The following is a 23,172-nucleotide window of genomic DNA, read 5'->3' as shown; positions in this document are numbered from 1 at the left end:
AGCGTCCGCCCCGTGCGCGCGTACGTCGGGCTCGGCTCGAACCTCGGTGATCGGGAGGCAACGATCGAGCGGGCGGTCGAGCTCCTCTCCGAGGCGGACGGCCTGCAGGTCGTGGCGGTCTCGGGCCTGCGCGAGACAGAGCCGTGGGGGCCTGTCAGGCAACCGGCCTATCTGAACGGGGCGGTCGAGTTGGAGACCGACCTGCCGCCCCGCACGTTGCTCGACGTCCTCCTCCGCGTCGAGCGGGAGCTCGGCCGCGATCGAAGCGGCGAGCGGTGGGGGCCGCGCACGATCGACCTCGACCTGTTGCTGTATGACGACCTCGCGGTGGACGAGCCCGGCCTCACCGTCCCGCACCCACGGCTGCACGAGCGCCGGTTCGCGCTCGAGCCGCTCGCGGAGCTCGCACCCGACGCCGTCGTTCCGGGCCTGGGAACCGTGGGCGAGTTGCTCCGGGGGCCGATGCCTCGCGGGGGTCAGTCCTCTTCGGGGACAGACCCCTAGACCCCGTACACTGACGCCATGAGCCACCTGGACGAGCTCGACGAGTTCGAGGCGGAGCTCGAGCTCCAGCTCAAGCGCGAGTACACGGCGGTCTTCCCGCTCTTTCGCTACTGCGTCCTCACGCAGGATGCGACCTACCTCTGCAACAAGCTCGATCTCAAGGTCGTGCCGCAGGCGAGCTACCCGTTCTTCCACGCCCAGATGGAGGATGTCTGGGTGTGGGACAAGAACCGCCCGACGCGGATCATCCCGCGCGCCGAGGTCTACACGTCCGGCGACGTGACCGTCGAGGAGTTGCGCGGAGAGGGCGACGAGCCGCGTCTCACCGCCGAGGCCCTGGCAGAGCGCCTCGGAGACATCCGCCGCCCGGACGACGACGACTCGTTCTGAACTTGCCCGCGAAGCGGGATTCCGCCGAGCGGAATCCCGCCGCTCGATCCCCGCCTGCGGCGGGGCAGATCCCTGAAGGCGTCGGCTTCGCCGCCGCAGTTCTGAACTTGCCCGCGAAGCGGGATTCCGCCGAGCGGAATCCCGCCGCTCGATCCCCGCCTGCGGCGGGGCAGATCCCTGAAGTGCGTCGGCTTCGCGGTCGCAACTGCGCTTCTAGATCCCGGCTGCCGTCCCGTTTGTCCGACTTCAGACGGAGACCTGCTCTTGTACCCTCGCGCTCGTGCTGCTCGCAGTCGACGTCGGCAACACGCAGACCGTCCTCGGCCTGTACCGGGATGGGGACCTCGCCGAGCACTGGCGCGTCGCGACGGACCGGAGCCGGACCGGCGACGAGCTCGCGGTGCTTCTCGGCGGGCTCCTCGACCCGGATGCGGTCGACGGCATCTGCCTCTCGACGACCGTCCCCACCATCGTGCGCGAATGGGAGCGGCTGGCCGACCGCTGGGCCCACGCAGCACTGCTCGTCGTCGGCCCGGGGGTGCGCACGGGAATCCCCATCCGCTACGACGACCCCCGCGAGGTCGGCCCGGACCGCATCGTCAACGCCGTTGCCGTACGGGAACGCTACGGCGCGCCGGCGATCGTCGTCGACTTCGGCACGTCAACGAACTTCGACGTCGTCTCGGCGGACGGCGAGTACGTCGGCGGCGTGCTCGCACCCGGGATCGAGATCTCGATGGAGGCGCTGTTCGCGCGGGCGGCGCGGCTCGTCAACGTCGACTTCGCGGCGCCCGAGAGCGTGATCGGCAAGACCACCGTCGGGGGACTGCAGAGCGGCCTCGTGTACGGCTTCGCGGGTCAGGTCGACGGGATCGTGGCCCGGATCCGCGAGGAGCTCAGGGCGCCGGATGCAACCGTCGTCGCGACCGGCGGCCTCGCCGAGCTCATCGCGCCCCACAGCGCCGTGATCGAGCGGGTCGATCCCTTCCTCACGCTGGAGGGCCTCCGGCTCGTGTGGGAGCTGAACCGTGATTCCTGATCCCGGCACCCTTGCGGTATTCGCGCTCGCGTCGCTCGCGCTCGCCGTGGTTCCCGGTCCGGCAGTGCTGTACATCGTGGCCCAGAGCATCCACGGCGGGCGCCGGGCGGGCGTGGTCTCGGCGATCGGGATCGCGAGCGGCGGGTTGGTGCACGTGCTCGCCGCGGTGGTCGGGCTCTCGGCTCTGCTCGCCGCCTCGGCGGAAGCGTTCACCGCCGTCAAGATCGTCGGCGCCGTCTACCTGGTGTGGCTCGGGATCCGGACGATCCTGAGCGCGGACGACAGGATCGGCGGGCGTGCTGCGGAGCGGACGCTGGCGCGAACCTATCGGCAGGGGGTCGTCGTGAACATCCTCAACCCGAAGACGGCGCTCTTCTTCCTCGCGTTCCTGCCGCAGTTCGTCGATCCCCACGAGTCGACGCGGGGGCAGCTGGCTCTCCTCGGCGCGGTCTTCGTCCTGATCGCACTGACGAGCGACCTTGCGTGGGCGCTCGTGGCGGGCACCGCGGGCGCGGTCCTCCGGAGCAGCCGCACGTTCCTGCGGGCCCAGCGCTACGTGTCCGGGACGATCTTCGTCGGCCTCGGCGCCCTCGCGGCAACGGCCGGCCGCTCACACTGAGGCCTTGGGCACCACGGGCGTGGCTTCAGCCATGCCCCGGCCCGTCTAACCGCCGCCGTAGATCGAGATCGGCAGCTCGAGCGTCACCTCGTCGCCCGAGGGGACCTCGGACTCGAGTCGCTCGATCAGCTCGAGGGCGCCGGGTGCCGCTGCGATCAGACGCCGCTCGACCTCCTCGGTCGAGGAGAGCTGGACGAGCTCCTGCTTGAACGGCCGCGGGAAGCGGCCGCGCCCGAGGTACCAGCCGTAGAACTTCTTCAGGAACCCGCTCGCGCGGCGCTCGCCGAGCTCGCGGACCGTCTCGCGGACGAACAGCACGAGCTCGGCGACGACCTCCTCGCGCGAAGGCTCGCGAGGCTCGCCGTCGACGATCTCCTCGAGCACCCACGGGTTTCCCTGCGCCGCGCGGCCGACCATCACGGCCGCTGCGCCGGTCGTCGCGAGGACGGCCTGCGCCTTCGCCCGGCTCACGATGTCGCCCGACGCGATCACCGGGACGTCGACGAGCGAGACGAGCTCGGCGGTCAGCGCATGGTCGGCCGTGCCCGTGTACATCTGCCGGGCCGAGCGCGGGTGCAGCGTCAGCGACGCGGCTCCGGCCTCGACGAGCCGCGGGCCGACGACGAGGCAGTCGCGGGAGCCGTCGCGCAACCCGCGGCGCAGCTTGACGGACACGGGAATGTCGACGGCGTCGGCGATCGCGGAGACGATCGCCGCCGCCCGGTCCGGGTCGTCGAGGAGCGTCGCTCCGGCACCCGTCTTCGTCACCTTCCGCACCGGGCAGCCGAAGTTGAGGTCGACGAGATCCGCGCCGGCGGCCTCGACCATCCGGGCCGCCTCCGCCATGGTGCGCGGCTCCGAGCCGAAGAGCTGGATCGCGAGCGGATGCTCGTCGGAGGCGACGCGCAGATAGCCGAGTGTCCGCTCGTTGCGGTGCTCGATTCCCGCGCAGCTGACCATCTCCGAGCAGACGAGCCCGGCGCCGAAGCGGCGTCCCTGCCTGCGAAACGCCTGCACGCTGACACCCGCCATCGGCGCGAGGACGAGCCGGGTCGGGATCTCGACCGGCCCGATCGACCAGGGCTCGCGGAGGTCGACCATCGACCCGGAATCGTAGTCGTGGGCCTTCCGAGGGCTCTTTCGCAACGGGGGTTGCCAGCCGACGACGTCGCCGCTACCATGCGCGTCCGCGTGGCGCGGTAGGCGCCTCGTTCTCGTTCCTGGCGACTCGGAGGTTCTCCTGAAGGACGTGATCCTCACCCCCGGGGGCTACGACGCTCTCAAGCTCGAGCTCGACACCCTGCGCACCGACCGGCGCCGCGAGATCGCCGAGCGCATCCGCACCGCGCGCGAGTTCGGCGACATCGCCGAGAACGCCGAGTACGACGACGCGAAGAACGAGCAGGCGATGCTCGAGCACAAGATCGCCCAGCTCGAGGAGCGGCTCGCGCACGCGCGTGTGATCGACACGGCCGACGTCGACACGAGCGTCGTGTCCGTGGGCTCGGTCGTCCGGCTGCGCGACGTCGACGCGAAGGAGACGCTCGAGTACCACATCGTCGGCTCCGCCGAGGCGAACCCGGCCGAGCAGAAGCTCTCGAACGAGTCGCCCGTCGGCAAGGCGATCATGGGCCACAAGAAGGGCGAGACCGTCGAGGTCACGACGCCGCGCGGTTCCGTGGTGAAGTTCAAGATCATGGAGATCAAGGCCGCCTGACTCCGCGGGCCGTGGTATGGCGTCAGCCACGCCGCTGCATCTACGTTCGCAGGACTTCGCCGTCGCGATTCGCGACGCCGAGCGCCGGCTCCGCGCTGCCGCGGTCCGGCTCGTCCCCGAGTGGCAGAGCCATTCGGCGACATAGGATCCGGCGGTGCCCGCGCCGCCTGCACCGAAGCGCTTCCCCGACCGCGACGACATAGCCGCCGTCCGCGCCGAGGCCGATCCGCTCGAATCCGGCGGCGAGCTCGACGCGACTCGCCGCCTCGCGGGGCGGGCGATGGCGCGGCGCGGGATGGGGAAGCTCGTCTTCCTCGACCTCGTCGACCGCTCGGGCCGCATCCAGGTGATCTGCGACGTCGCAGTCACCGGCGAGGTCGACGTCCACCTCGGCGACGTGGTCGGCGTCGTCGGGCGGCCGGCCAAATCGCGCCGGGGCGAGCCGTCGGTGCTCGCCGAGAGCGTCGAGGTGCTGGCGCGGAACACTCAGCCGCTCCCCGACACGTTCCACGGCCTCACCGACGTCGAGCTGCGCTATCGCAAGCGCTACCTCGATCTGCTGATGAACGAAGAGACCCGCGAGACGTTCGTCATCCGCGCGAGAGTCGTGACGGCGATCCGCCGCACGCTCGACGAGTGGGGCTTCGTCGAGGTCGAGACACCCGTCCTGCAGCCGCGCTACGGCGGCGCGTTCGCGCGGCCGTTCGTCACCCACCACAACGAGCTCGACGCCGACCTCTACCTGCGCATCGCGACCGAGCTCTACCTCAAGCGGCTGATCGTCGGCGGGCTCGAGCGGGTCTACGAGATCGGCAAGGACTTCCGCAACGAGGGTGTCTCGTTCAAGCACAACCCCGAGTTCACGATGCTCGAGTGGTACGAGGCCTACGCCGACTACCGCGACACGATGGAGCGGATCGAGCAGCTCGTCGAGCGCGTCGCGCGCGAGGTGCTCGGCAGGACGGCCGTCACGTTCCGCGGTCACGAGCTCGATCTCGCGGGCCCATGGGAGCGCATCCGCTTCGTCGAGGCGCTCGAGCGGCACGAGCTCTGGACGCGCGATCCAGACGAGCTGCGCGCGTGGCTGACCGAGCGCGGTGTCGACACGGATGCCGACAAGGACTGGACGCAGCTCGTCGACCACGCCTTCTCGCACTACGTGGAGCCGGGATTGGTCCAGCCGACGATCGTCCACGACTACCCCGTCGAGCTCTCGCCGTTCGCGCGCCCGACCGACGACGACCCGACGCTCACGGAGCGGTTCGAGTACTTCGCGGGCGGCATGGAGCTCGGCAACGCGTTCACGGAGATCAACGAGGCCGCGATGCAGCGGGCGCGGTTCGACCAGCAGTCCGAGCAGGTCGAGGGCGAGCGCGGGGACCCCGACTTCGTCGAGGCGCTCTCGTACGGGATGCCTCCGACCGGCGGGCTCGGATTCGGGATCGACCGCTTCGTGATGCTCCTCACGGGCAAGGAGTCGATCCGCGACGTCGTGCTCTTCCCGGCGCTGCGACAGGCGCCCGCCGACCCGGGACGCTGAGCCGACCCTGGACCTTCGGCCAGGGCCAGCGGCCTCCGGCCGCGACTACCATGCGGCGGTGCGCCGCCTCGCTCTCGCCGTGGTTCTGACCGCCGCGCTACTCGTCCCGGCTGCCGCCCAGGCGGCGAACCCCGTGCTGTCCGCGGCGAAGCGCAGCTCCACGGCAAAGAGCGCCAAGCTCCAGCTCCAGATGACGACGACAGCCCCGGGGAAGGCAAAGACGGTGCTCTCCGGGAGCGGGGCGACCTCCGGCAGGAACGTGACGCTGAGCGTCAGCACGACCGTCGCGGGACGGCGCGTGCCCATGAACGCGATCGGGGTGGTCGAGAACGGCGCCTACGTCATGTACATGCGCTCACCGCTCTTCTCGACGCTGCCGCAGGGCAAGACCTGGCTTCGCATCGATCTCCAGGCGCAGGGCGGCAGCGTCGGTCTCGACTTCGGCTCGCTGATCGGCCAGGCGGAGACGCTCGCGCCGCTTGCGCACGGACTCGTCTCGACGAAGAGGGTGGCCCGGGAGCAGGTCGCGGGCCGGCCGACCACGCGGTATCGCGCGGTGGTCGATCTTCGCCGGGCGGCGCGCGCGGTGCCCGCCTACGGCAAGCAGCTCGATACGGTCGAGCGCGCCACGGGCGTCCGTCTCGGCCGGGTGACGCAGGACGTCTGGGTCGGCGCCGACGGCAGGATCCGCCGGCTGCGCACCGTGACGCCCACGACGTTCCAGGGTGCGCGCGCGTCGACGGTCCAGACCCTGACGTTCCTCGCGTACGACGTTCCGGTGGCGATCGCCGCGCCTCCGGCAGCGCAGGTCTTCAACGCGTCGTAGGCTCGCCCGCCGCGTCTACCCGCCGGCCGTCTTCCAGCCGCTGCTCGCCCCGAGCGCGCCCTCGTGGTCCGGGCGAACGGCGGTGTCTTCGTCGGGATGGGCCGCGCGATGCTCGCGGAACCAGGCGACGGCGCGCGCGATACCCTCGTCGAGCGGCACCGCCGGGTCGTAGCCGAGGAGCTCGCGCGCCTTCGAGAGGTCGGCGACGTAGTGCGTCACCTCACCGAGCAGCGATGGGGCGAGCGTCATCTGCGGCTGGACGCCGAGCTCCTCCGCGATGCGCTCGGCGCAGTGCACGAGCGTGTTCCCCTGGCCGTAGGCGAGGTTGATCGTCTGGTTGACGACGCGGCCCTCGTGCAGCGCCTCGATGCCGCGGGAGATGCCGTCGACGCAGTCGTCGACGTAGGTGAAGTCGAGCGTCTTGTCCCGGCCGCCGTAGATCGTGATCGGCTCACCGCGCAGCATGGAGTGGATGAAGAGCGGGATCACCCTCACCATGCGCCGCAGGTCGTTGTCGAAGCGGCCGTAGACGTTGGAGAACCGGAAGACGACGTATGGGAGCCCGTAGCAGCGCGCGTACGAGTAGATGAAGGCCTCGCCCGCGATCTTCGAGGCGGAGTACGTGCTCTCCGTGTAGGCGAAGTCGGCGGCCTGCTCGTTGTAGCCCTCGAAGCGGTGGACGTCGCCGTACACCTCGCGGCTCGAGGAGAAGACGATCGGGATGTTCCCCTGCCGCGCGTACTCGAGGACGTTGAAGGTCATCATCGCGTTCTCGAGCGCGCGGTGCGGCTCGCGGACGAGCTGGTGCACCTTCGCGTGCGCCGCGAGGTGCACGACGAGGTCGACCTCGGGGTACTCGACCCCGTTGATGCCGCCCGGGAACGGGGCGTAATGGCCCGCGAGGTCCTGCAGGAGATAGGGGAACTCGTCGGTCCAGGTGTTCAGCCGCTTGTCGATCCCGAAGACCTCGTGTCCGCCGGCGCGCAGGCGCAGGGCGAGGTTCGTGCCGATCTGGCCCGAGGAGCCGGTGATCAGGACCCGCATCGGGCGGGAAGGCTACCCGGTCGGCTAGTCGGCGACTTCGCGGACGTCGGGTACGATCAGTGGTGCCTTCGACCCGGAGCCGGCGGCACCGCAGACTCCGGATCACGCGGAAAGGAGGGTCGAGGGACTTGTTCGAGCGATTCACCGAACGGGCCAGGCAGGTCGTCGTCCTCGCCCAGGACGAGGCACGCGCTCTCAAGCACAACTACATCGGGACGGAGCACATCCTGCTCGGGCTCCTGCGCGAGGAGGAGGGCCTCGCCGCGCGCGTCCTCGAGCAACTCGACATCACCGTGGAAGAGGTGCGCGCCCAGGTGGCCCGCATCGTCGGGCAGGGCGACGAGGTCACCACCGGTCAGATCCCGTTCACGCCGCGCGCGAAGAAGGTGCTGGAGCTCGCGCTGCGCGAGGCGCTCTCGCTCGGGCACAACTACATCGGCACCGAGCACATCCTGCTCGGGCTCGTCCGCGAGAACGAGGGCGTCGCGGCGCGCATCCTGCTCGACTTCGACGCCGACGCGGAGAAGATCCGCAACGAGATCATCCGCATGCTCTCCGGGCCCGGCCGGCGCCAGTCCGGGCAGCCGGGCGCCGCCGCGCAGGGTGAGAAGGCGAAGAACTCGAAGCTCCTCGATCAGTTCGGGCGCAACCTGACCAAGCAGGCGACCGAGGGCAAGCTCGACCCCGTGGTCGGCCGCCAGACCGAGATCGAGCGCGTGATGCAGATCCTCTCGCGCCGCCAGAAGAACAACCCCGTGCTGATCGGCGAGCCGGGCGTCGGCAAGACCGCCGTCGTCGAGGGGCTCGCAGCGCGCATCGCTGCGAACCAGGTGCCCGAGCTCCTGAAGAACAAGCAGATCTACACGCTCGACCTCGCCGCGCTCGTGGCAGGATCGAAGTACCGCGGCGAGTTCGAGGAGCGCCTGAAGAAGGTGATGAAGGAGATCACCCAGCGCGGCGACATCATCCTGTTCATCGACGAGCTCCACAACCTCGTCGGGGCCGGAGCAGCCGAGGGCGCGATCGACGCCGCCTCGATCCTCAAGCCGGCGCTCGCGCGCGGCGAGCTGCAGACGATCGGTGCGACGACGCTCGACGAGTACCGCAAGTACCTCGAGCGCGACGCTGCGCTCGAGCGGCGCTTCCAGCAGGTGCGCGTCGAGGAGCCGACGATCGACGAGACGGTGCAGATCCTGCGCGGCCTCCGCGACCGCTACGAGGCGCACCACCGCGTGAAGATCACCGACGAGGCGCTGCAGGCGTCGGCCGTGCTCGCCGACCGCTACATCCAGGACCGTCACCTCCCGGACAAGGCGATCGACCTGATCGACGAGGCGGGGTCGCGGGTCCGCATCCGGACGATGTCAGCCCCGCCGCGCTACCGCGAGCTCGAGGAGGAGATCGAGACCGTCCGCGCCGACAAGGAAGCCGCGATCGAGGCGCAGGAGTTCGAGAAGGCCGCGTCGCTGCGCGACAAGGAGCGAAAGCTCTCGCAGAAGAAGAAGGAGCTCGAGGAGCGCTGGCGCAACGAGGCCGACGAGGAGCAGCCGGAGATCGGCGAGGACGAGATCGCCGACATCGTCTCGATGTGGACGGGGATCCCGGTCTTCAAGCTCACCGAGGCCGAGTCGCAGAAGATCGTCCGGATGGAGGAGGATCTGCACAAGCGCGTGATCGGCCAGGAGGCCGCGATCGTGGCGGTCTCGAAGGCGATCCGGCGCGCCCGCGCGGGGATCAAGGACCCGAAGCGCCCGAGCGGATCGTTCATCTTCCTCGGCCCGTCGGGCGTGGGGAAGACCGAGACCGCGCGAACGCTGGCCGAGTTCCTGTTCGGCGACGAGGACGCGATGATCCAGATCGACATGTCGGAGTACATGGAGAAGCACTCCGTGTCGCGGCTCGTCGGCTCGCCCCCCGGCTACGTCGGGTACGACGAAGGCGGCCAGCTCACCGAGGCCGTGCGCCGCAAGCCGTACTCCGTGCTGCTCCTCGACGAGATCGAGAAGGCGCATCCGGACGTGTTCAACATCCTCCTGCAGATCCTGGAGGACGGCAGGCTGACGGACGCCCAGGGCCGCAAGGTCGATTTCCGGAACACCATCGTCGTGATGACGTCGAACATCGGCGCCGCGCAGATCTCGAAGAACCAGTCGCTCGGGTTCGCGATCGGCGACGAGCAGGGCCTCACGTACGACGACATGAAGGCCCGCGTGATGGGCGAGCTCAAGAAGGTCTTCCGGCCCGAGCTGCTCAACCGGATCGACGAGATCATCGTCTTCCACAAGCTCGAGAAGGACGAGATCCTCCGGATCGTCGACATCAAGATGAAGCGGCTCCGCGACCAGATGGCGGTGCACGGCGCGTCGGTCGAGCTGACGCCGGCGGCGAAGGAGCTGCTCGCCGAGGAGGGCTACGACCCCGCGATGGGCGCGCGGCCGCTCCTCCGCGCGATCCAGCGTCTGATCGAGGACCCGCTCGCCGACTTCATTCTCGGCCGCGAGCTCACCGACGGCTCGACGATCCTGGTCGACCGCCGTGTCGACCCCGGCCCGGACGATCCGAAGGTCGAGATGCGCGTGATCGAGGGCGAGGCGCAGCCCGAGCCCGTGACGGTGCCGCCGGACGAGCCGACTGCGACGGACGACGACGAGGCCGTCGGCTAGCGGCGGCAGAACGCCGCGTCGAGCAGGCGCCTGAACGCGGTGTCCGCCGCGGCGGAAAGCGGATAGCTGTTCGTCATCGCGACCACTCGTCGCCTGCCGTCGGCGGTGCTCCACGCGGCCGAGACGGTGCCGAGCAGATTCCCGGTGTGGCCGACCGCCCTGCCACACGGCGTCTCGAACGCGGCGAGACCCAGCCCGTAGCGTCGGCTCGGTGCGGGCCGCATCAGCTCGACCAGGCGGGGAGGCAGCAGCTGCCCGCCGAGCAAGGCGCCGAAGAAGCGGGAGAGGTCGGACGCGGTCGAGACCAGTGCGCCGGCTGCCCAGGCCCATGACGCGCTCGCATCGCTTCGGTCACGTGCCGTCGCGAGGCTGCCGACGATCCCGTCGTGCACGCTCGGCACATAGCCGTGCACGTACCGGCCTCCAGTCCACGCATCCGGCACGAAGTCCGTGCCGCGGAGGCCGAGCGGGGCGAAGATCCTGCTGCGGAGCTGTTCTCCGATCGTGGTGCCCGTGACACGCTCGACGACGAGGCCCAGCAGGACGTAGTTCGTGCTCGCATAGGCGAAGGTCTCGCCGGGCGATCCGGTCGGCCCCATCCGCTCGGCACGGCGGACGAGCTCCCGCGGTGACCAATGTCGCCGGGGCGCGCTCGCCGTCAATCGGAGGAAGCGCTCGTCGGCCACGTAGTCCGAGAGACCCGAGGTGTGCGCGAGCAGCTGCCGGATCGTTACGCGGCGCCCGTTCGGCACGAACCCCGGGAGCCGCCGCTCGAGGGTGTCGTCGAGACTCAACCGACCCTCGCGGACGAGCTGGAGGACCACGACGGCGACGAATGTCTTCGTGATGCTTCCAGCCCGGAACCGGTCACCTGCGCGGAGCGGCACACCGCCTCGGAGCTCCGCGAGCCCGCTTTCGACCTGCATCCGGGACGTGCCGTCCTCCACGAGGACGAGCGCGCCCGGAGTGCCTGACGCCACGACCGCGTTCAGCGCGGGCTGAAGCGCCTCGGCGGCAGTCGTCCCGCGTCGCGCCGTCGCGGATGCCGCCGTGCCGGCGACCGTCAGGAGAACGAGCGCCCATGCGACGGAGCGTCTCATCGCCCGAGGGTACTCCGGTCGAGTGCCTTGGTGACCGCTCGGAAGAGTTCGGTAAGCCGTACGCGGGAGGAAACGCCCGGCTCGTACGCTCGAAAGCGGTCGCGGGACTGCGACACGACTTCGGGAGGACGGTCTGATGACCTCGATGTTCCCGGCGCACGCGCGCCACCGAGACGCTCTACCCCAGCTCGGCGAGACGCCGTTCCTGACGGACGGCGGCCTCGAGACGACCCTCATCTTTCACGACGGCCACGACCTGCCCTACTTCGCCGCATACGACCTGCTCACGCGGGAAGGCGGGGAGGACGCACTGCGCCGCTACTTCGAGCCCTACGTCCAGATCGCGCTCGCCCGCCGCGTCGGGATCGTGCTCGAGACGCCGACCTGGCGCGCGAGCCCCGACTGGGCGGCGCGAATGGGTCACTCGGGCGACCGGCTCGAGGCGCTCAACCGGCGTGCAGTCGAGCTCCTCCACGAGCTCCGCGACGAGCTCGAGACCGAGGCCACCCCGATCGTGATCTCCGGCTGCGTCGGCCCGCGTGGGGACGGATACGTGGTCGGGGAGTCGATGACGTCCGACGAGGCCGCCCACTACCACGGCGCGCAGATTCGATCGTTCGCCGAGGCGGGCGTCGACCTGGTGACTGCGATCACGATGACGTACCTCGACGAGGCCGTGGGAATCGTTCGCGCCGCGCAAGCCGTCGGTCTCCCGGTAGTGATCTCCTTCACCGTCGAGACGGACGGGCGCCTGCCCAGCGGCCAGCCACTCGGCGCGGCGATCGAGGAGCTCGACGCGCGCTCCGGCGCCGCCGCGGCGTACGTGATGCTCAACTGTGCGCATCCGTCCCACTTCTACGACGTTCTCGAGCCGGGCTCCGAGTGGACGGACAGGATCCGCGGCCTCCGCGCCAACGCGTCGCGCCTGAGCCACGCGGAGCTGGACGAGGCCGAGGAGCTCGACATGGGTGACCCCGAGGAGCTGGCGCACGAGTACGTGGCGCTCCGCGAGCGTCTGCCGCGCCTCACCGTGCTCGGCGGCTGCTGCGGCACCGACCACCGCCACGTGGAGGCGATGGGAGAGGCCTGGGGTCTGTCACCCGCAAGGTGACCGACCCCCACGAGGCGTTGCGTCGCAGGGGACAGGCACCTCCGGTGCCAGTCCCCTACGCTTGCAGCGTGCAGATCCGCCATGCGGAGCCGGCCGACTACGGACGCGTCATAGGGCGCGTCAATGCCTGGTGGGGCGGGCGGGAGATGGCGCCGATGCTGCCGCGGCTGTTCTTCGTCCACTTCGAGGGCACGAGCTACGTCCTCGACGACGAGGACGGCCAGCTCGCCGCATTCCTCATCGGCTTCCTCTCACAGACCGACCCCGAGGAGGCGTATGTCCACTTCGTCGGCGTCGCGCCCGAGCATCGCGGCGAGGGGCTCGGACGCAGGTTGTACGAGCGCTTCTTCGAGGATGCCCGCGGGCACGGGAGAACCAGGGTGCGTAGCGTGACCTCGCCGGCGAACGAGGAGTCGGTGGCCTTTCACAAGGCGCTCGGGTTCGAAGCAGAGCGCGTCGCCCACGACTACGACGGGCCGGGGGAGGACCGCGTCCTCTTCGTGAAGCCGCTCGGGTAGGCCCACGTCACGGGCCGCGGGGCGCAAACGGCCGTCCGCTACCGTCAGCCTTCCCCGTGTCCGGCCCCTTCCTCTCGTCCGCCAGACGGACGCCTCGTCGTCGAAGAAGGGCGATCGTCGCGCTCGTAGCCGCGGGTGCCGCGGTCGTCCTCCTCGGCGTGGCATTCGGCGCGATCGCCCTCCTGGAGCGCGACTCGCTGCCGCGCGGCGCCACCATCGGAGGAGTCGACGTCGGCGGGATGAGCGAGGACGAGGCCCGCGCCGCGGTCGCGCGCGACGCAGCCGCGCGGGCGGGGCGACCGATCCGGCTCGTCGCGCCCGGCGGCGAGCTCGCCGCGACGAGCGGGCGCGAGGTCCGAGCGGAGCCCCTCGTCGAGGAGGCGATCGACGCGGTCGCCGCCGAGGGGATCTTTGCGCGGGTGCTCGACCGGGTCGGGCTGCGCTCGGGGCCTGCGGTCGAGCTTCGCTATCGGCTCGGGCCGGTCCCGGTCGCGAAGCTCGCCGACCGCCTCGATCGGCGGTTCGGGACGCCCTGGCGCGACGCGCGCGTCGTCGTCGACGCCGAGGCGGCTCGCGTCGTGGACGCTAGAGCGGGTACGGGCGTCGACCGGCACTCCTTGCGCCGGGAGCTTCGCACGCTCCCGTCTCGCGTCGAGCTCGAGATCGTCCCGATCCGGCCGGTCGTCTCGCGCGCCGAGGCCGAGATCGCCCTCGCTCGGATCGAGCGCCTGCTCGACGGGCCGAGGCGCGTCCGCTTTGGCGATGCGGAGGCGACCCTGACGCCGACGCGACTGCGTGGGCTCCTCCGCACCGAGCGCGAGGACGGCTCACTCGGCATCTCGCTCGACCCGAAGGGCCTCGGCGCCTCGCTGCGGATACGGCTCGGGCGCTACGAGTCGGCGCCGCGCGATGCGACGTTCGAGGTCGGCGCTCCCGGCGTCTCGGTCGTCCCGTCCCGACCTGGGCGCGCGCTTGACGTGCCGCGGATCGGGAGGTCGCTCGTGTCGAATCTCGAGTCGACGACCCATCTCGCGCGGTTCCGGGAGACCGCGCCGGCCCTCACGACCGAAGAGGCCGAGAAGCTCGACATCCGGGAGCTCGTCTCGGAGTTCACCACGTACTACTCGTGCTGCCAGCCGCGGGTCACGAACATCCAGCGTGCCGCCCAGCTGCTCGACGGGACGGTGATCCTCCCCGGGAAGGCGTTTTCGCTGAACGAGGCGCTCGGCAAGCGCACCGTCGAGAAGGGATTCGTCGCGGCTCCGCAGATCTTCGACGGGCGTCTCGAGGATGCCGTGGGCGGCGGCATCTCGCAGGTCGCGACGACGCTCTACAACGCCGCGTTCTTCGCCGGCGTGAAGCTCGTCGCGCACCAGGCGCATCAGTTCTACATCTCTCGTTACCCGATGGGCCGGGAGGCGACCGTGTCCTGGGGTGGCCCGGAGCTGATCTTCCGCAACAACTGGCCGGCGGCGATCCTGATGAAGGTCTCGGCGAGCGACTCCGGGATCACGGTCCGCTTCTACTCGCGGAAGCTCGGCCGGCGGATCGAGACCGAGACCGGCAAGCCGTACGCCTATACGGCTCCTCGGACGATCCGGACGCTGAACTCGTCCCTCCCTCCGGGCACGGCCTCCATGGTGCAGTCCTCCGGAGAGTCGGGGTTCACGGTGCAGTACACGCGCAGGGTGTTCAGGGGCGACGAGCTGCTCGCGAACGAGCGGTACACCGTCCGCTACGACCCGCAGAACGCGATCGTCGAGGTCGGCCCGCCGAAGCGTGCCACCGAGAAGCCGAAGCCCAAGGCCGAGCCGAAGCAGCCGACGACTCCCGAGCCCCCTCCCACGGGCGAGACGACGACGGCCGCTTCCGGTTAGCCGCGTCGGGTCGCGGCCGGGCTCTGGAGCTCGATCAGCGCTTCCGACGCGTCGTGGTCGACCTGGAGCGTCGTGTGCGTGATGTCGAACTGGCTCGCGAGCACGCGCTCGATCTCGCGACGCAGCCCGTGGCAGTCCTCACCGCGCCCGACGAGGACATGTGCCGAGAGCGCCTCGAAGCCGGACGTGATCGTCCACACGTGCAGGTCATGGACGCTCGTGACCCCGGGGACCTCGGTGATCGCCCGCGCGACGGCGTCGGCGTCGAGGCCCGACGGCGTCTCCTCCATCAGGATCGCCGTCGAGTCTCTGAGGACGCCCCACGCGCTGCCGAGGATGAGGAGCGCGATCGCGATCGAGACGAGCGGGTCGACGACATTCCAGCCGCTGAGCAGGATGACGACCGCGGCGACGATCACGCCGAGCGAGCCGAGGAAGTCGGCGAGCACGTGACGCAGGGCCGCGCGCATGTTGAGGCTCGCGTGCTCGGATCGCATGAGGATCGCGGCGGAGATCGCATTGACGACGAGCCCGACGGCGGCGACCGCGAGCATCCAGCCTCCGAGGACGTCCGGCGGGTCCCGGAAGCGGCCGACTGCCTCCCAGATGATCCAGCCGGAGATCAGGACGAGCGTGAGGCCGTTCACGAACGCGGCGAGGATCTCGGCCCGCTGGAAGCCGAAGCTCCTGCGCGGCGTCGACGGTCTCGCGGCGAGCGTCAGCGCAACGAGCGCGAGCCCGATCGCGAAGGTGTCGGAGAGCATGTGCCCCGCGTCCGCGAGCAGCGCGAGGCTGTCGGTGAGGAAGCCGCCGACGACCTCGACCACCGTGAACCCGACGGTGAGCGCGAGCACGACGCCGAGCGCGCGGCGCGAGGCGACGCGATGGTCGTGGGCGTGTCCGCGGTCGTGGCCTCCCGAGCGCTGCATCGAGCTCACGATCGCAGGATAGGCGCCCTGCTGGGCGTCACTCGAGCGGCTCGAGCACGGGGCGCTGCGCGTGCTCGTACACGACGCGCGTCTCGACGTGCCCGACCTCCGGCCTGCCGGCGAGGCGGTCGGGCACGAAGTCGCGCAGAGCGTCGGGCTCCTGCGCCTCTCGGTCGGTCTCGAGGACGTCGACGACCTGTGGCACGACCTCGAGGCTGCTCTGGCCACTGCGTCTGTCGGCCGCACGTACGCGTTGTCAAGATAGGCGCCGTCTGTCCGGACGGCGTCGTATCATGGCCGCATGGCCAAGGTCGTCGTCCAGTTCAGTTGCAGCGAGTGCGGGGCGACCACCGGACGCTGGCTCGGGCGATGCCCTGGGTGCGGCGCGTTCGGGACGCTCGTCGAGGAGCTGCACGGGCGCGACGGACAACCGGCCGGCGGAGCGGCCCGGATGCCCCAGCGACTCGGCGACGTACAGGTCGCGGAGGCTGCCCGCCTCGCGACCGGCGTTCCCGAGCTCGACCGCGTGCTGGGCGGCGGCCTCGTCCCGGCCTCGCTGGTCCTCCTCGGCGGCGAGCCCGGCGTTGGCAAGTCGACGCTGCTCCTCTCCGCGCTCGGCGCGGTCGCCCGAAGCGGCCGCGACGCTCTCCTCGTGACGGGCGAGGAGTCGGTCGCGCAGGTGCGTCTGCGGGCCGAGCGGCTGGGCGGGACCGACGAGGTGCGGATCCTCGCCGAGACCGAGCTCGACGCCGTCTGTGCGACGCTCGAGCGCGAGAAGCCCGCGGTGTGCGTCATCGACTCCGTGCAGACCCTGTACGCAGGTGAGCTGGGCTCGGCCCCGGGCTCGGTCGCCCAGGTCCGGGAGGCCGCGTCTCGCCTCCTGCGCGTCGCGAAGCAGAGCGGCGTGGCGACCGTGCTGGTCGGCCACGTGACGAAGGACGGCGCCGTGGCCGGGCCCCGAGTGCTCGAGCATCTCGTCGACTGCGTGCTCCAGTTCGAGGGCGACCGGTACCACGCGCACCGGATCCTGCGGGCGACCAAGAACCGCTTCGGGTCGACGAACGAGCTCGGCGTCTTCGAGATGACGGCCTCCGGGCTCGTGGGCGTGCCCGATCCCTCGGCCCTCTTCGGGCGGACCCGCGCGGGCGAGGTCGGGGCCGCGGTCGCGGTCGCGCTCGAGGGAACGCGGCCGCTGCTCCTCGAGGTACAGGCTCTCGTGTCGCGGACCGACCTTGCGATGCCGCGGCGCGTGGGCACCGGAGTCGACCCCAAGCGGCTCGCGATGATCGTCGCAGTGCTCGGGCGCCACGCGGGCGTCCCGCTCGGCGCCGCCGACGTCTTCGTCAACGTCGCGGGCGGGGTGCGAATCGACGAGCCGGGCGCGGACCTCGCTGTCGCGCTTGCGATCGCCTCCGCCGCCCGGAGCGTGCCGCTGCGCGAGGGGGTGGCGTCGTTCGGTGAGCTGGGCCTCACCGGCCGGTTGCGGGAGGCCGCGCAAGCCGAGCGCCGGCTCGCGGAGTGCACGAAGCTCGGTGTGGTCACCGTCGTCGCCCCGGAGGGCACGCGCACGATCGACCGCGGGCCGCGCGTCGACGGAGCCGAGACGCTCCGGCAGGCGCTCCACGCGGCGCTCGAGGCGCCACGACCTCCGACCGAAGAGACGTGAGGATCCGCGTTCGGGAACGGCCCGAAAGCCCGTATTTCCCCCGGAGCCGGGCGGTTTCTTCCGGTAGAATGGAGGTCACACGTCGGCGGATCCAGGCCGGCGCTTTTTCGTGAGTCAGGCACACACAAGACCGGACGACGGGAGGACTCGAGGCGTGTTCGATGTCGGCGACAAGGTCGTGTATCCCCACCACGGTGCGGGAACCGTCGAGAAGAAGGAGGTCAAGGTCGTGCTCGGTGAGGAGCGCGAGTACCTGACCATCCGGATCCTCCACAACGAGATGACGGTCAACGTGCCCGTCGACAACTGCGAGAAGGTCGGCCTCCGCGGCGTCATCGACCTCGAGATGGTCGAGGTCGTGCAGAAGGTCCTGCTCGGCGGCTCGACCGAGATGCCCAAGAACTGGAACCGTCGGTTCAAGCACAACCGGGACAAGATGAAGACCGGCGACATCCTCGAGCTTGCCGAAGTCGTGCGGAACCTCGCGCTTCGCGATCACGAGAAGGGTCTTTCCACCGGCGAGAAGCAGATGTACGTCAAGGCGAAGAAGATCCTCGCCTCCGAGCTCATGTACGCGAAGGACCTCACCGAGGACGACGCGCACACCTGGCTCGAGGAAGTGCTCGCCAACCCTGCCAAGGGAAAGCGCGCGAAGGCGAAGCCGAAGACGGCCGCCACGGCAACCGCGTAGCCCTAGCGCTTTCGCGTCGCGAAAGCGCTAGAAGACCTGCTGGCCGGCAGTGAACAACCGTGAGCAGCTCTTCTAGCGACTCCGCCGGAGGCGTCTGGTGCGTGCTGGTCGCCGCCGGCACGGGCTCGCGGCTCGGTGCCGACCGCCCCAAGGCGTTCGCCGCGCTCGGTGACCGTCCGCTCCTCGCCGAGAGCCTCGAGCGGCTCGACGCCTCCCCGTGGGTCGACGCGATCGTGGTTGCAGCGCCACCGGGGTGGGAGGAGCCCGCGATCCTTCTCTCCGAGGAGCTCGTCGCGTCGAAGGTGGCCGCGGTCGTTCCGGGCGGTGCGTCGCGGGCAGAGTCCGTGCGGCTCGCGCTCGCGGAGGTGCCCGCTGAGGCGCTCGTCGTGCTCGTCCACGACGCGGCGAGGCCACTGCTCGATGACGACGTGATCGAGCGGCTGCTAAACCGGCTCGGCGAGGGCGTCGACGGCGCGGTGCCCGCGCTGCCGATCGGCGACACGGTGAAGCGCGTCGAGCACGGGCTCGTCGTCGAGACGGTCGACCGGGACGACCTCGTCGCCGTCCAGACACCGCAGGCTTTCCTCGCCGACCGTCTTCGCGCCGCGTTCTCCTCGGGCCACGGGGGCGTAACCGACTGCGCGTCGCTCGTCGAGCGGGGCGGCGGAACCGTCGCCGTCGTGCCGGGCGACCCCCGGCTCCTCAAGGTCACGACGCCGGAGGACCTCGGGCTCGTATCCCGGCTACTGGAGAAGGGCTGAGCCGATGCCCGTGCGCGCGGTGTTCTTCGATGTCGGCGAGACGCTCGTCGACGAGCAGCGCTACTGGCGCGAGATGGCCGACGCGGCCGGAGTCGGACCGCACGTCGTGTGGGCGGCGCTCGGCAAGACGATCGAGCGCGGGGAGGAGCACTGGGAGCTCTGGGGCCATCTGGGCGTCGAACGACCTCTGGCATGGGAGGGCCTCGTGTATTCGACCGACGACCTCTATCCCGACGCGCTCGAGTGCCTCGAGCGCCTGCGAGAGGCCGGGATGGTCGTCGGCCTCGCAGGCAACCAGAACGAGCAGCTCGAGCGATGGGCCCGCTCGGCCGGCCTGCCCGTGGACGTCGTCACCGGCGCGGCGAGCCTGGGCGTCCAGAAGCCGGACCCCGCGTTCTTCCACAGGCTCGTGGACCTGGCCGGCACCGAACCGGGCGAGGTCGCGTACGTCGGCGACCGCGCCGACAACGACGCCCGTCCGGCCCTCGCCGCCGGGCTCGTCGCCGTGCACCTGCGGCGTGGCCCGTGGGGCATGCTGCAGGCGACCCCGGTCGGCGCGATCGCCGTCGAGTCGTTGGCAGAGGTGCCCGACGCGTTAGCCTCCCGAGAATGAGGGACGCCGGAGCCACGCGCCGTGCGCTCGCCGTGCGCAGTGCGCCGTGAGCGCGCACCGCGTCGGTCTGGGCGTCGATGCGCACGCGTTCGGGGAGGGCGTACCGCTCGTCCTCGGCGGCGTCAGGTTCGACCACCCGCTCGGCCTCGTCGGGCACTCCGACGGCGACGTGGTCGCTCACGCCTTGACCGATGCGCTGCTCGGTGCCGCGGGCCTGGCGGACATCGGCGCCCTGTTCCCGTCCGACGACGACCGCTACCTCGGCGCCGACTCCCTGGCATTGCTGGCCGAGGCCTACGGGCACGTGCGGCAGGCCGGCTTCGCCCTGGTCAACGCCGACTGCGTCGTGATCGGCCAGGAGCCGAGGATCGCGTCGCGCCGCGAGGAGATGCGCGACCGACTCGCCGGTGCCCTCGGCGTCGAGCGCGAGCTCGTCAACGTACGTGCCACGACGACCGACCGGCTCGGGTTCGCCGGGCGCGGCGAAGGGCTCGCCGCCCAGGCCGTCGCGCTGCTCAGCGTCCAGGTCTGAGCGGGGGAGCTCGGCCCGATCGGGACTACCCGGCGACTGCTCGACGCGCTATGGTCGAAGGAGACAGTCCCTTCGACATGGAAGGGTTGATGTTGGAGCAGATTCCACCGGACTAGCTAGCGCGCGCATCGACGCTCACGCGGACGATGCGCAGGTCGCGAGGTCCGTCCGCGACCACGTCCTCACCGGAGTCGACGGGTGACACGGCGCACGGCGCGTGTCACGGCCTTCTCCTCACAGCCCCGGGTGCGCCGACGGGCAGAAGCGACGCAACCGGGGCTGTCACTCGCTCGGGGCTCGCACGTCGGCGCTGCACGCTCCGCCAACGGTTGTACGCTCGGGGGGATGCGCCGGCAGATTACGGGCGGCTGCGGGTGCGGGGCCGTTCGCTTCGAAGTGGTCGAGCCGTTCCTGTCGGCCGGCTACTGCCATTGCACGCGTTGCCAACGGCGCACCGGCACGGCGTCGTCGGCCAACGCGCGGGCCGTGCCCGGGTCGGTGCTCGTCGTGCAGGGGGAGGACGAGCTCCGCGGCTGGACGCCGGAGGGTGGTCGCGAGAAGATCTTCTGCGCCCGCTGCGGCTCGGCGTTGTTCAGCTGCGAGCCGGGATCGGGCATCTACACCGGCGTCCGCCTCGGGGCGATCGACGGGGACCCGGGCATCCGTCCTCGGTCGCGAGCCTTCGTCGCATACGCGGCGCCCTGGGAGGCGATCCCCGACGACGGGCTCCCCCGATTCGACGAAGCCCGGCCCGGATACGACGAGGGCCGGTAGGCCTCAGTAGGTGGGCAGCGCGACGACGTCGTCCTCGATCACGACCAGGCCGTCGGTAGCGAGCGAGCGCACGACCTCGGGATCGACCTCCGACACGCGTCTCGGTGCCTGTGCGACCGCTCGTAGCGTGGCGGCGCGCCTCTGACGGAACGATCCCTCGAACCGCGACTGCTTCCGCGCCGGCTCGTCACGTGTCCCGACCGACGGGCACTCCGCGGCGAGAGGGCACTCTGAGCAGCGCGGGATCCGGGCCAGGCAGACGGTCGCGCCGAGATCCATCAGCGCCTGCGCGGCCGAGGCCGAGAAGACGTGTCCGGTCCTGCGCTCCACTCGTTCGACGTTGACGTCCCGCGGCAGCACGTCCTCGCCGAGGGCGAAGTTGCGAACGGCCGCGGCGGTATAGGGGCCGACCCCCGGAAGCACCGTGAGGTCGGCCGGCCAGCCGTGCTCGGCGACGTGCTTCGCCGCGCGGTGGAGCGAGATCGCCCGGCGGTTGTAGCCGAGGCCTTGCCACTCGACGATCACGTCCGCGCTGGAGGCCGCGGCGAGCGCCTCCGCGGTCGGCCAGCGGTCGATCCAGCGCTCGTACCGGGGGACGACGCGCTCGACCTGGGTCTGTTGCAGCATCACCTCGGAGACGAGGATCGCGTACGCGTCGCGGGTTCTCCGCCAGGGCAGGTCACGGCTCTCGCGGTCGAACCACGCCAGAAGGGCTTCGTCCATGCGATCTTCCAGGGCTGCAGTCGCCCGCAACCGTCTTGCCGGCGCCACTACGACAGCACGCGCTCGAGCGCCGCGCGACCCGTCGGCTCACCGTGCGCCGGCAGCACGAAGTCGATCGGGAGATCGAGCAGCGGTCGGAGCCTCTCGGCGACGTCGTCGCGCTTCACATGCTTGCGGCCGCCGAGGTGGATGTCCAGTCCGTCGCCGAAGTCGGAGAGCGAGTCTCCGGTGACGATCGCGTTGATCGACGGCAGCCAGAAGACCAGATCGTTGTCCTCGCGACCCGCGTATGCGGTGATGCCGAAGGGCCACTCTCCGGGACCCCTGAAGTGTCCTTCTCCGTCACCAGCGCGCAGCCAGGCGAGGTCGTCGCTTTCCATCCCGCGGACCTCGTCGGGGTCGACGCCGAACTTCTCGACCCAGTCCTGCCAGGTGTCCGCGGGCGGCGTGTGGATCGGAAGACCGAGCCGACGGGCATCGCGCTCGTGATACGGCGCGGTCAGGGCGACTGCGGTCGCTCGCTGGCGCAGCTCGTCGGGAACCGAGAGCGGATCGAACAGCACGAGCTCGTCGCCGAGCTCGATCCCGTACGACGAGACCAGCTCGGGCCACCACTGCTCCTCGTTCCAGTCGGGATGAGGTGATGGCCAGTGCCAGACACCCGGGCGCACCTCGCGCATGGGGTGTGATGGTACGCGCGTCGCGGAGACGATGTCTCCACCGAGGATCTCCGGTAGCGCCGTGTTTGTGGGACGGGGGCGCGAGGGAAAACGTGCAAGGCCCCACTGCGGCTACAGGAAGGAACTGCGGCATGATCATGGGAGGGGTCTGGGTCGACGACGACGTCGTGCGTCGTCTCGCAGCAATGTTGGAGCGACGTCCGCTCGGACGAAGGCTCGAGCAGGCTTTGCTGTTCCGCGCTCAGGTGATCGCGATGACGCGGAACGAGAAAGAAGACGTCCTCGCCGCCCTCGCCCGAGCACCCGAGCTCGAGGACGTCCATGACCTCCTGCTGGCTGACGACAACTGGCGCGAACCCCGCAGCAGGATCGAATAGCCTGCTGGCCGAGCCTCCGCCTGGACGGGTCGGTGGCACGCAACAAGAGGGGCGGCTCGCGCCGCCCCCCGCACCGGTCCGTAACCTCCGACGCCGTCAGTCCGAGTCGTCGCCGCCCTTGTGGGACTTCACGCACTGGCCAAGGTTCTTGTAGTCCTGCGCAAACTTCGCTGCGTCTGCCGCCTGCTGTTTCTTGCACTCGGCGGTGGCAGCGTTGGTCTCGGCCGAGTCTTCGCGTTTCTCGGCCTTGGCCTTCGCGGTCGACGACACGCACTTCCCAAAGGCGTTCTTCTTGTTCTTGTTCGTTCCGTATTGCGTCTGGAAGGCATCCACGCCTTTCGACTCGCGCACTGCTTTGCAGTACTTCGCGGCGTTCTTGAAGTCAGCCGGCGCCGGATCGGCCGCGAGTGCTGCGGGCACGACGAGAGCCGCCACCAAGACACACACGGCCAGGATGCGGGTCATTCGAAGAACCCCC

The 23,172-nt window shown here is 70.5% G+C and carries 26 protein-coding genes; 18 read left to right on the top strand and 8 right to left on the bottom strand.

What is annotated here, in order from left to right; genetic code table 11:
* Positions 1 to 12: 12 nt before the first annotated feature.
* From folK to VNM44_RS01635, 4 genes are all read left to right on the top strand, one after another.
* Positions 13 to 504, top strand: a complete 492-nt coding sequence (folK, locus tag VNM44_RS01650) for a 2-amino-4-hydroxy-6-hydroxymethyldihydropteridine diphosphokinase (protein WP_325621890.1) — start codon at positions 13 to 15, stop codon at positions 502 to 504.
* Positions 505 to 522: 18 nt separating this feature from the next.
* A complete protein-coding gene (locus tag VNM44_RS01645; protein WP_325621887.1) occupies positions 523 to 894 on the top strand; it encodes a DUF2469 family protein in 372 nt (123 codons plus the stop codon).
* Positions 895 to 1,174: 280 nt separating this feature from the next.
* A complete protein-coding gene (locus VNM44_RS01640; RefSeq protein WP_325621885.1) occupies positions 1,175 to 1,933 on the top strand; it encodes a type III pantothenate kinase in 759 nt (252 codons plus the stop codon).
* Positions 1,923 to 2,552, top strand: coding sequence for a LysE family translocator (locus tag VNM44_RS01635; RefSeq protein WP_325621883.1), 630 nt, complete (start codon positions 1,923 to 1,925; stop codon positions 2,550 to 2,552). The genes VNM44_RS01640 and VNM44_RS01635 overlap by 11 nt, the downstream gene beginning before the upstream one ends.
* Before the next feature lie 45 nt (positions 2,553 to 2,597).
* On the opposite strand, the gene dusB is transcribed toward VNM44_RS01635, so the two are convergent.
* The gene (gene dusB, locus VNM44_RS01630; protein WP_325621881.1) at positions 2,598 to 3,653 is read right to left on the bottom strand and encodes a tRNA dihydrouridine synthase DusB; all 1,056 of its coding nucleotides are present in this window, start codon (positions 3,651 to 3,653) and stop codon (positions 2,598 to 2,600) included.
* Positions 3,654 to 3,792: 139 nt separating this feature from the next.
* Between dusB and greA the strand changes: the two genes are divergently transcribed.
* The 3 genes from greA (at position 3,793) to VNM44_RS01615 (ending at position 6,635) form a co-directional block, all read left to right on the top strand.
* Positions 3,793 to 4,269 (top strand): transcription elongation factor GreA, encoded by a 477-nt coding sequence (greA, locus tag VNM44_RS01625; RefSeq protein ID WP_349257995.1) that lies wholly within the window; start codon positions 3,793 to 3,795, stop codon positions 4,267 to 4,269.
* 154 nt (positions 4,270 to 4,423) lie between these two features.
* Complete coding sequence (lysS, locus tag VNM44_RS01620) at positions 4,424 to 5,809, top strand: lysine--tRNA ligase (protein ID WP_325621877.1); 1,386 nt, start codon at positions 4,424 to 4,426, stop codon at positions 5,807 to 5,809.
* A 58-nt stretch (positions 5,810 to 5,867) separates the two neighbouring features.
* Complete coding sequence (locus VNM44_RS01615; protein WP_325621876.1) at positions 5,868 to 6,635, top strand: hypothetical protein; 768 nt, start codon at positions 5,868 to 5,870, stop codon at positions 6,633 to 6,635.
* Positions 6,636 to 6,650: 15 nt separating this feature from the next.
* Here VNM44_RS01615 and VNM44_RS01610 read toward each other — a convergent pair whose 3' ends face one another.
* Positions 6,651 to 7,679, bottom strand: a complete 1,029-nt coding sequence (locus VNM44_RS01610) for an NAD-dependent epimerase/dehydratase family protein (protein WP_325621874.1) — start codon at positions 7,677 to 7,679, stop codon at positions 6,651 to 6,653.
* Positions 7,680 to 7,807: 128 nt separating this feature from the next.
* Between VNM44_RS01610 and VNM44_RS01605 the strand changes: the two genes are divergently transcribed.
* A complete protein-coding gene (locus VNM44_RS01605) occupies positions 7,808 to 10,342 on the top strand; it encodes an ATP-dependent Clp protease ATP-binding subunit (protein ID WP_325621872.1) in 2,535 nt (844 codons plus the stop codon).
* Here VNM44_RS01605 and VNM44_RS01600 read toward each other — a convergent pair.
* Complete coding sequence (locus VNM44_RS01600) at positions 10,339 to 11,442, bottom strand: serine hydrolase domain-containing protein (protein ID WP_325621870.1); 1,104 nt, start codon at positions 11,440 to 11,442, stop codon at positions 10,339 to 10,341. The genes VNM44_RS01605 and VNM44_RS01600 overlap by 4 nt on opposite strands.
* Before the next feature lie 136 nt (positions 11,443 to 11,578).
* On the opposite strand from VNM44_RS01600, the gene VNM44_RS01595 reads away from it, so the two are divergent.
* The 3 genes from VNM44_RS01595 (at position 11,579) to VNM44_RS01585 (ending at position 14,948) form a co-directional block, all read left to right on the top strand.
* Positions 11,579 to 12,553, top strand: a complete 975-nt coding sequence (locus tag VNM44_RS01595) for a homocysteine S-methyltransferase family protein (protein WP_325621868.1) — start codon at positions 11,579 to 11,581, stop codon at positions 12,551 to 12,553.
* Between the two features lie 68 nt (positions 12,554 to 12,621).
* Positions 12,622 to 13,071 carry a GNAT family N-acetyltransferase gene (locus tag VNM44_RS01590; protein WP_325621866.1) on the top strand — a complete coding sequence of 150 codons (450 nt, stop codon included), beginning with the start codon at positions 12,622 to 12,624 and terminating at the stop codon, positions 13,069 to 13,071.
* 56 nt (positions 13,072 to 13,127) lie between these two features.
* Positions 13,128 to 14,948, top strand: coding sequence for a VanW family protein (locus VNM44_RS01585; protein WP_325621864.1), 1,821 nt, complete (start codon positions 13,128 to 13,130; stop codon positions 14,946 to 14,948).
* On the opposite strand, the gene VNM44_RS01580 is transcribed toward VNM44_RS01585, so the two are convergent.
* Both VNM44_RS01580 and VNM44_RS01575 read right to left on the bottom strand, forming a co-directional pair.
* Positions 14,945 to 15,877 (bottom strand): cation diffusion facilitator family transporter, encoded by a 933-nt coding sequence (locus VNM44_RS01580; protein ID WP_325621989.1) that lies wholly within the window; start codon positions 15,875 to 15,877, stop codon positions 14,945 to 14,947. The two genes, VNM44_RS01585 and VNM44_RS01580, sit on opposite strands and share 4 nt — an antisense overlap.
* 37 nt (positions 15,878 to 15,914) lie before the next feature.
* Complete coding sequence (locus VNM44_RS01575) at positions 15,915 to 16,082, bottom strand: hypothetical protein (protein WP_325621862.1); 168 nt, start codon at positions 16,080 to 16,082, stop codon at positions 15,915 to 15,917.
* Positions 16,083 to 16,178: 96 nt separating this feature from the next.
* Here VNM44_RS01575 and radA point away from each other — a divergent pair, with 96 nt between their 5' ends.
* The 6 genes from radA to VNM44_RS01545 all read left to right on the top strand — a co-directional run bounded on the left by radA (position 16,179) and on the right by VNM44_RS01545 (position 20,914).
* Positions 16,179 to 17,543 carry a DNA repair protein RadA gene (gene radA / locus VNM44_RS01570; protein WP_325621860.1) on the top strand — a complete coding sequence of 455 codons (1,365 nt, stop codon included), beginning with the start codon at positions 16,179 to 16,181 and terminating at the stop codon, positions 17,541 to 17,543.
* A 154-nt stretch (positions 17,544 to 17,697) separates the two neighbouring features.
* Positions 17,698 to 18,234 (top strand): CarD family transcriptional regulator, encoded by a 537-nt coding sequence (locus VNM44_RS01565; RefSeq protein ID WP_325621858.1) that lies wholly within the window; start codon positions 17,698 to 17,700, stop codon positions 18,232 to 18,234.
* A 101-nt stretch (positions 18,235 to 18,335) separates the two neighbouring features.
* Positions 18,336 to 18,995, top strand: a complete 660-nt coding sequence (gene ispD, locus VNM44_RS01560; RefSeq protein ID WP_325621855.1) for a 2-C-methyl-D-erythritol 4-phosphate cytidylyltransferase — start codon at positions 18,336 to 18,338, stop codon at positions 18,993 to 18,995.
* A 4-nt stretch (positions 18,996 to 18,999) separates the two neighbouring features.
* A complete protein-coding gene (locus VNM44_RS01555) occupies positions 19,000 to 19,608 on the top strand; it encodes an HAD family hydrolase (protein WP_325621853.1) in 609 nt (202 codons plus the stop codon).
* 46 nt (positions 19,609 to 19,654) lie between these two features.
* On the top strand, positions 19,655 to 20,140 hold the full coding sequence (gene ispF / locus VNM44_RS01550) for a 2-C-methyl-D-erythritol 2,4-cyclodiphosphate synthase (protein ID WP_325621851.1): 486 nt from the start codon (positions 19,655 to 19,657) through the stop codon (positions 20,138 to 20,140).
* A gap of 345 nt (positions 20,141 to 20,485) precedes the next feature.
* Positions 20,486 to 20,914, top strand: a complete 429-nt coding sequence (locus VNM44_RS01545) for a GFA family protein (RefSeq protein WP_325621849.1) — start codon at positions 20,486 to 20,488, stop codon at positions 20,912 to 20,914.
* Positions 20,915 to 20,917: 3 nt separating this feature from the next.
* Here the strand turns inward: VNM44_RS01545 and VNM44_RS01540 are convergent, their stop codons facing one another.
* A complete protein-coding gene (locus tag VNM44_RS01540; RefSeq protein ID WP_325621846.1) occupies positions 20,918 to 21,637 on the bottom strand; it encodes an A/G-specific adenine glycosylase in 720 nt (239 codons plus the stop codon).
* Between the two features lie 47 nt (positions 21,638 to 21,684).
* Positions 21,685 to 22,317 (bottom strand): MBL fold metallo-hydrolase, encoded by a 633-nt coding sequence (locus tag VNM44_RS01535; protein WP_325621844.1) that lies wholly within the window; start codon positions 22,315 to 22,317, stop codon positions 21,685 to 21,687.
* 131 nt (positions 22,318 to 22,448) lie between these two features.
* On the opposite strand from VNM44_RS01535, the gene VNM44_RS01530 reads away from it, so the two are divergent.
* Complete coding sequence (locus tag VNM44_RS01530) at positions 22,449 to 22,694, top strand: hypothetical protein (protein WP_325621842.1); 246 nt, start codon at positions 22,449 to 22,451, stop codon at positions 22,692 to 22,694.
* 96 nt (positions 22,695 to 22,790) lie between these two features.
* On the opposite strand, the gene VNM44_RS01525 is transcribed toward VNM44_RS01530, so the two are convergent.
* The coding region (locus VNM44_RS01525; protein WP_325621840.1) for a hypothetical protein at positions 22,791 to 23,172 on the bottom strand (382 nt) is incomplete at its 5' end.

Origin of the sequence: Gaiella sp., from assembly GCF_035558935.1 — a bacterium.
Classification (GTDB): domain Bacteria; phylum Actinomycetota; class Thermoleophilia; order Gaiellales; family Gaiellaceae; genus Gaiella.
The sequence above is the reverse complement of the archived record's forward strand: the minus strand, read 5'-3'. Positions and strand labels throughout refer to the sequence as shown.

What these genes read in the sequence shown, in the direction of transcription:
- VNM44_RS01645 (WP_325621887.1), top strand. Translation starts at nt 523, where the DNA reads ATGAGCCACCTGGACGAGCTCGACGAGTTCGAGGCGGAGCTCGAGCTC.
- dusB (WP_325621881.1), bottom strand. Translation starts at nt 3,653, where the DNA reads ATGGTCGACCTCCGCGAGCCCTGGTCGATCGGGCCGGTCGAGATCCCG.
- VNM44_RS01610 (WP_325621874.1), bottom strand. Translation starts at nt 7,679, where the DNA reads ATGCGGGTCCTGATCACCGGCTCCTCGGGCCAGATCGGCACGAACCTC.
- VNM44_RS01600 (WP_325621870.1), bottom strand. Translation starts at nt 11,442, where the DNA reads ATGAGACGCTCCGTCGCATGGGCGCTCGTTCTCCTGACGGTCGCCGGC.
- VNM44_RS01595 (WP_325621868.1), top strand. Translation starts at nt 11,579, where the DNA reads ATGACCTCGATGTTCCCGGCGCACGCGCGCCACCGAGACGCTCTACCC.
- VNM44_RS01580 (WP_325621989.1), bottom strand. Translation starts at nt 15,877, where the DNA reads ATGCAGCGCTCGGGAGGCCACGACCGCGGACACGCCCACGACCATCGC.
- radA (WP_325621860.1), top strand. Translation starts at nt 16,179, where the DNA reads ATGGCCAAGGTCGTCGTCCAGTTCAGTTGCAGCGAGTGCGGGGCGACC.
- VNM44_RS01555 (WP_325621853.1), top strand. Translation starts at nt 19,000, where the DNA reads ATGCCCGTGCGCGCGGTGTTCTTCGATGTCGGCGAGACGCTCGTCGAC.
- VNM44_RS01545 (WP_325621849.1), top strand. Translation starts at nt 20,486, where the DNA reads ATGCGCCGGCAGATTACGGGCGGCTGCGGGTGCGGGGCCGTTCGCTTC.
- VNM44_RS01540 (WP_325621846.1), bottom strand. Translation starts at nt 21,637, where the DNA reads ATGGACGAAGCCCTTCTGGCGTGGTTCGACCGCGAGAGCCGTGACCTG.
- VNM44_RS01535 (WP_325621844.1), bottom strand. Translation starts at nt 22,317, where the DNA reads ATGCGCGAGGTGCGCCCGGGTGTCTGGCACTGGCCATCACCTCATCCC.
- VNM44_RS01530 (WP_325621842.1), top strand. Translation starts at nt 22,449, where the DNA reads ATGATCATGGGAGGGGTCTGGGTCGACGACGACGTCGTGCGTCGTCTC.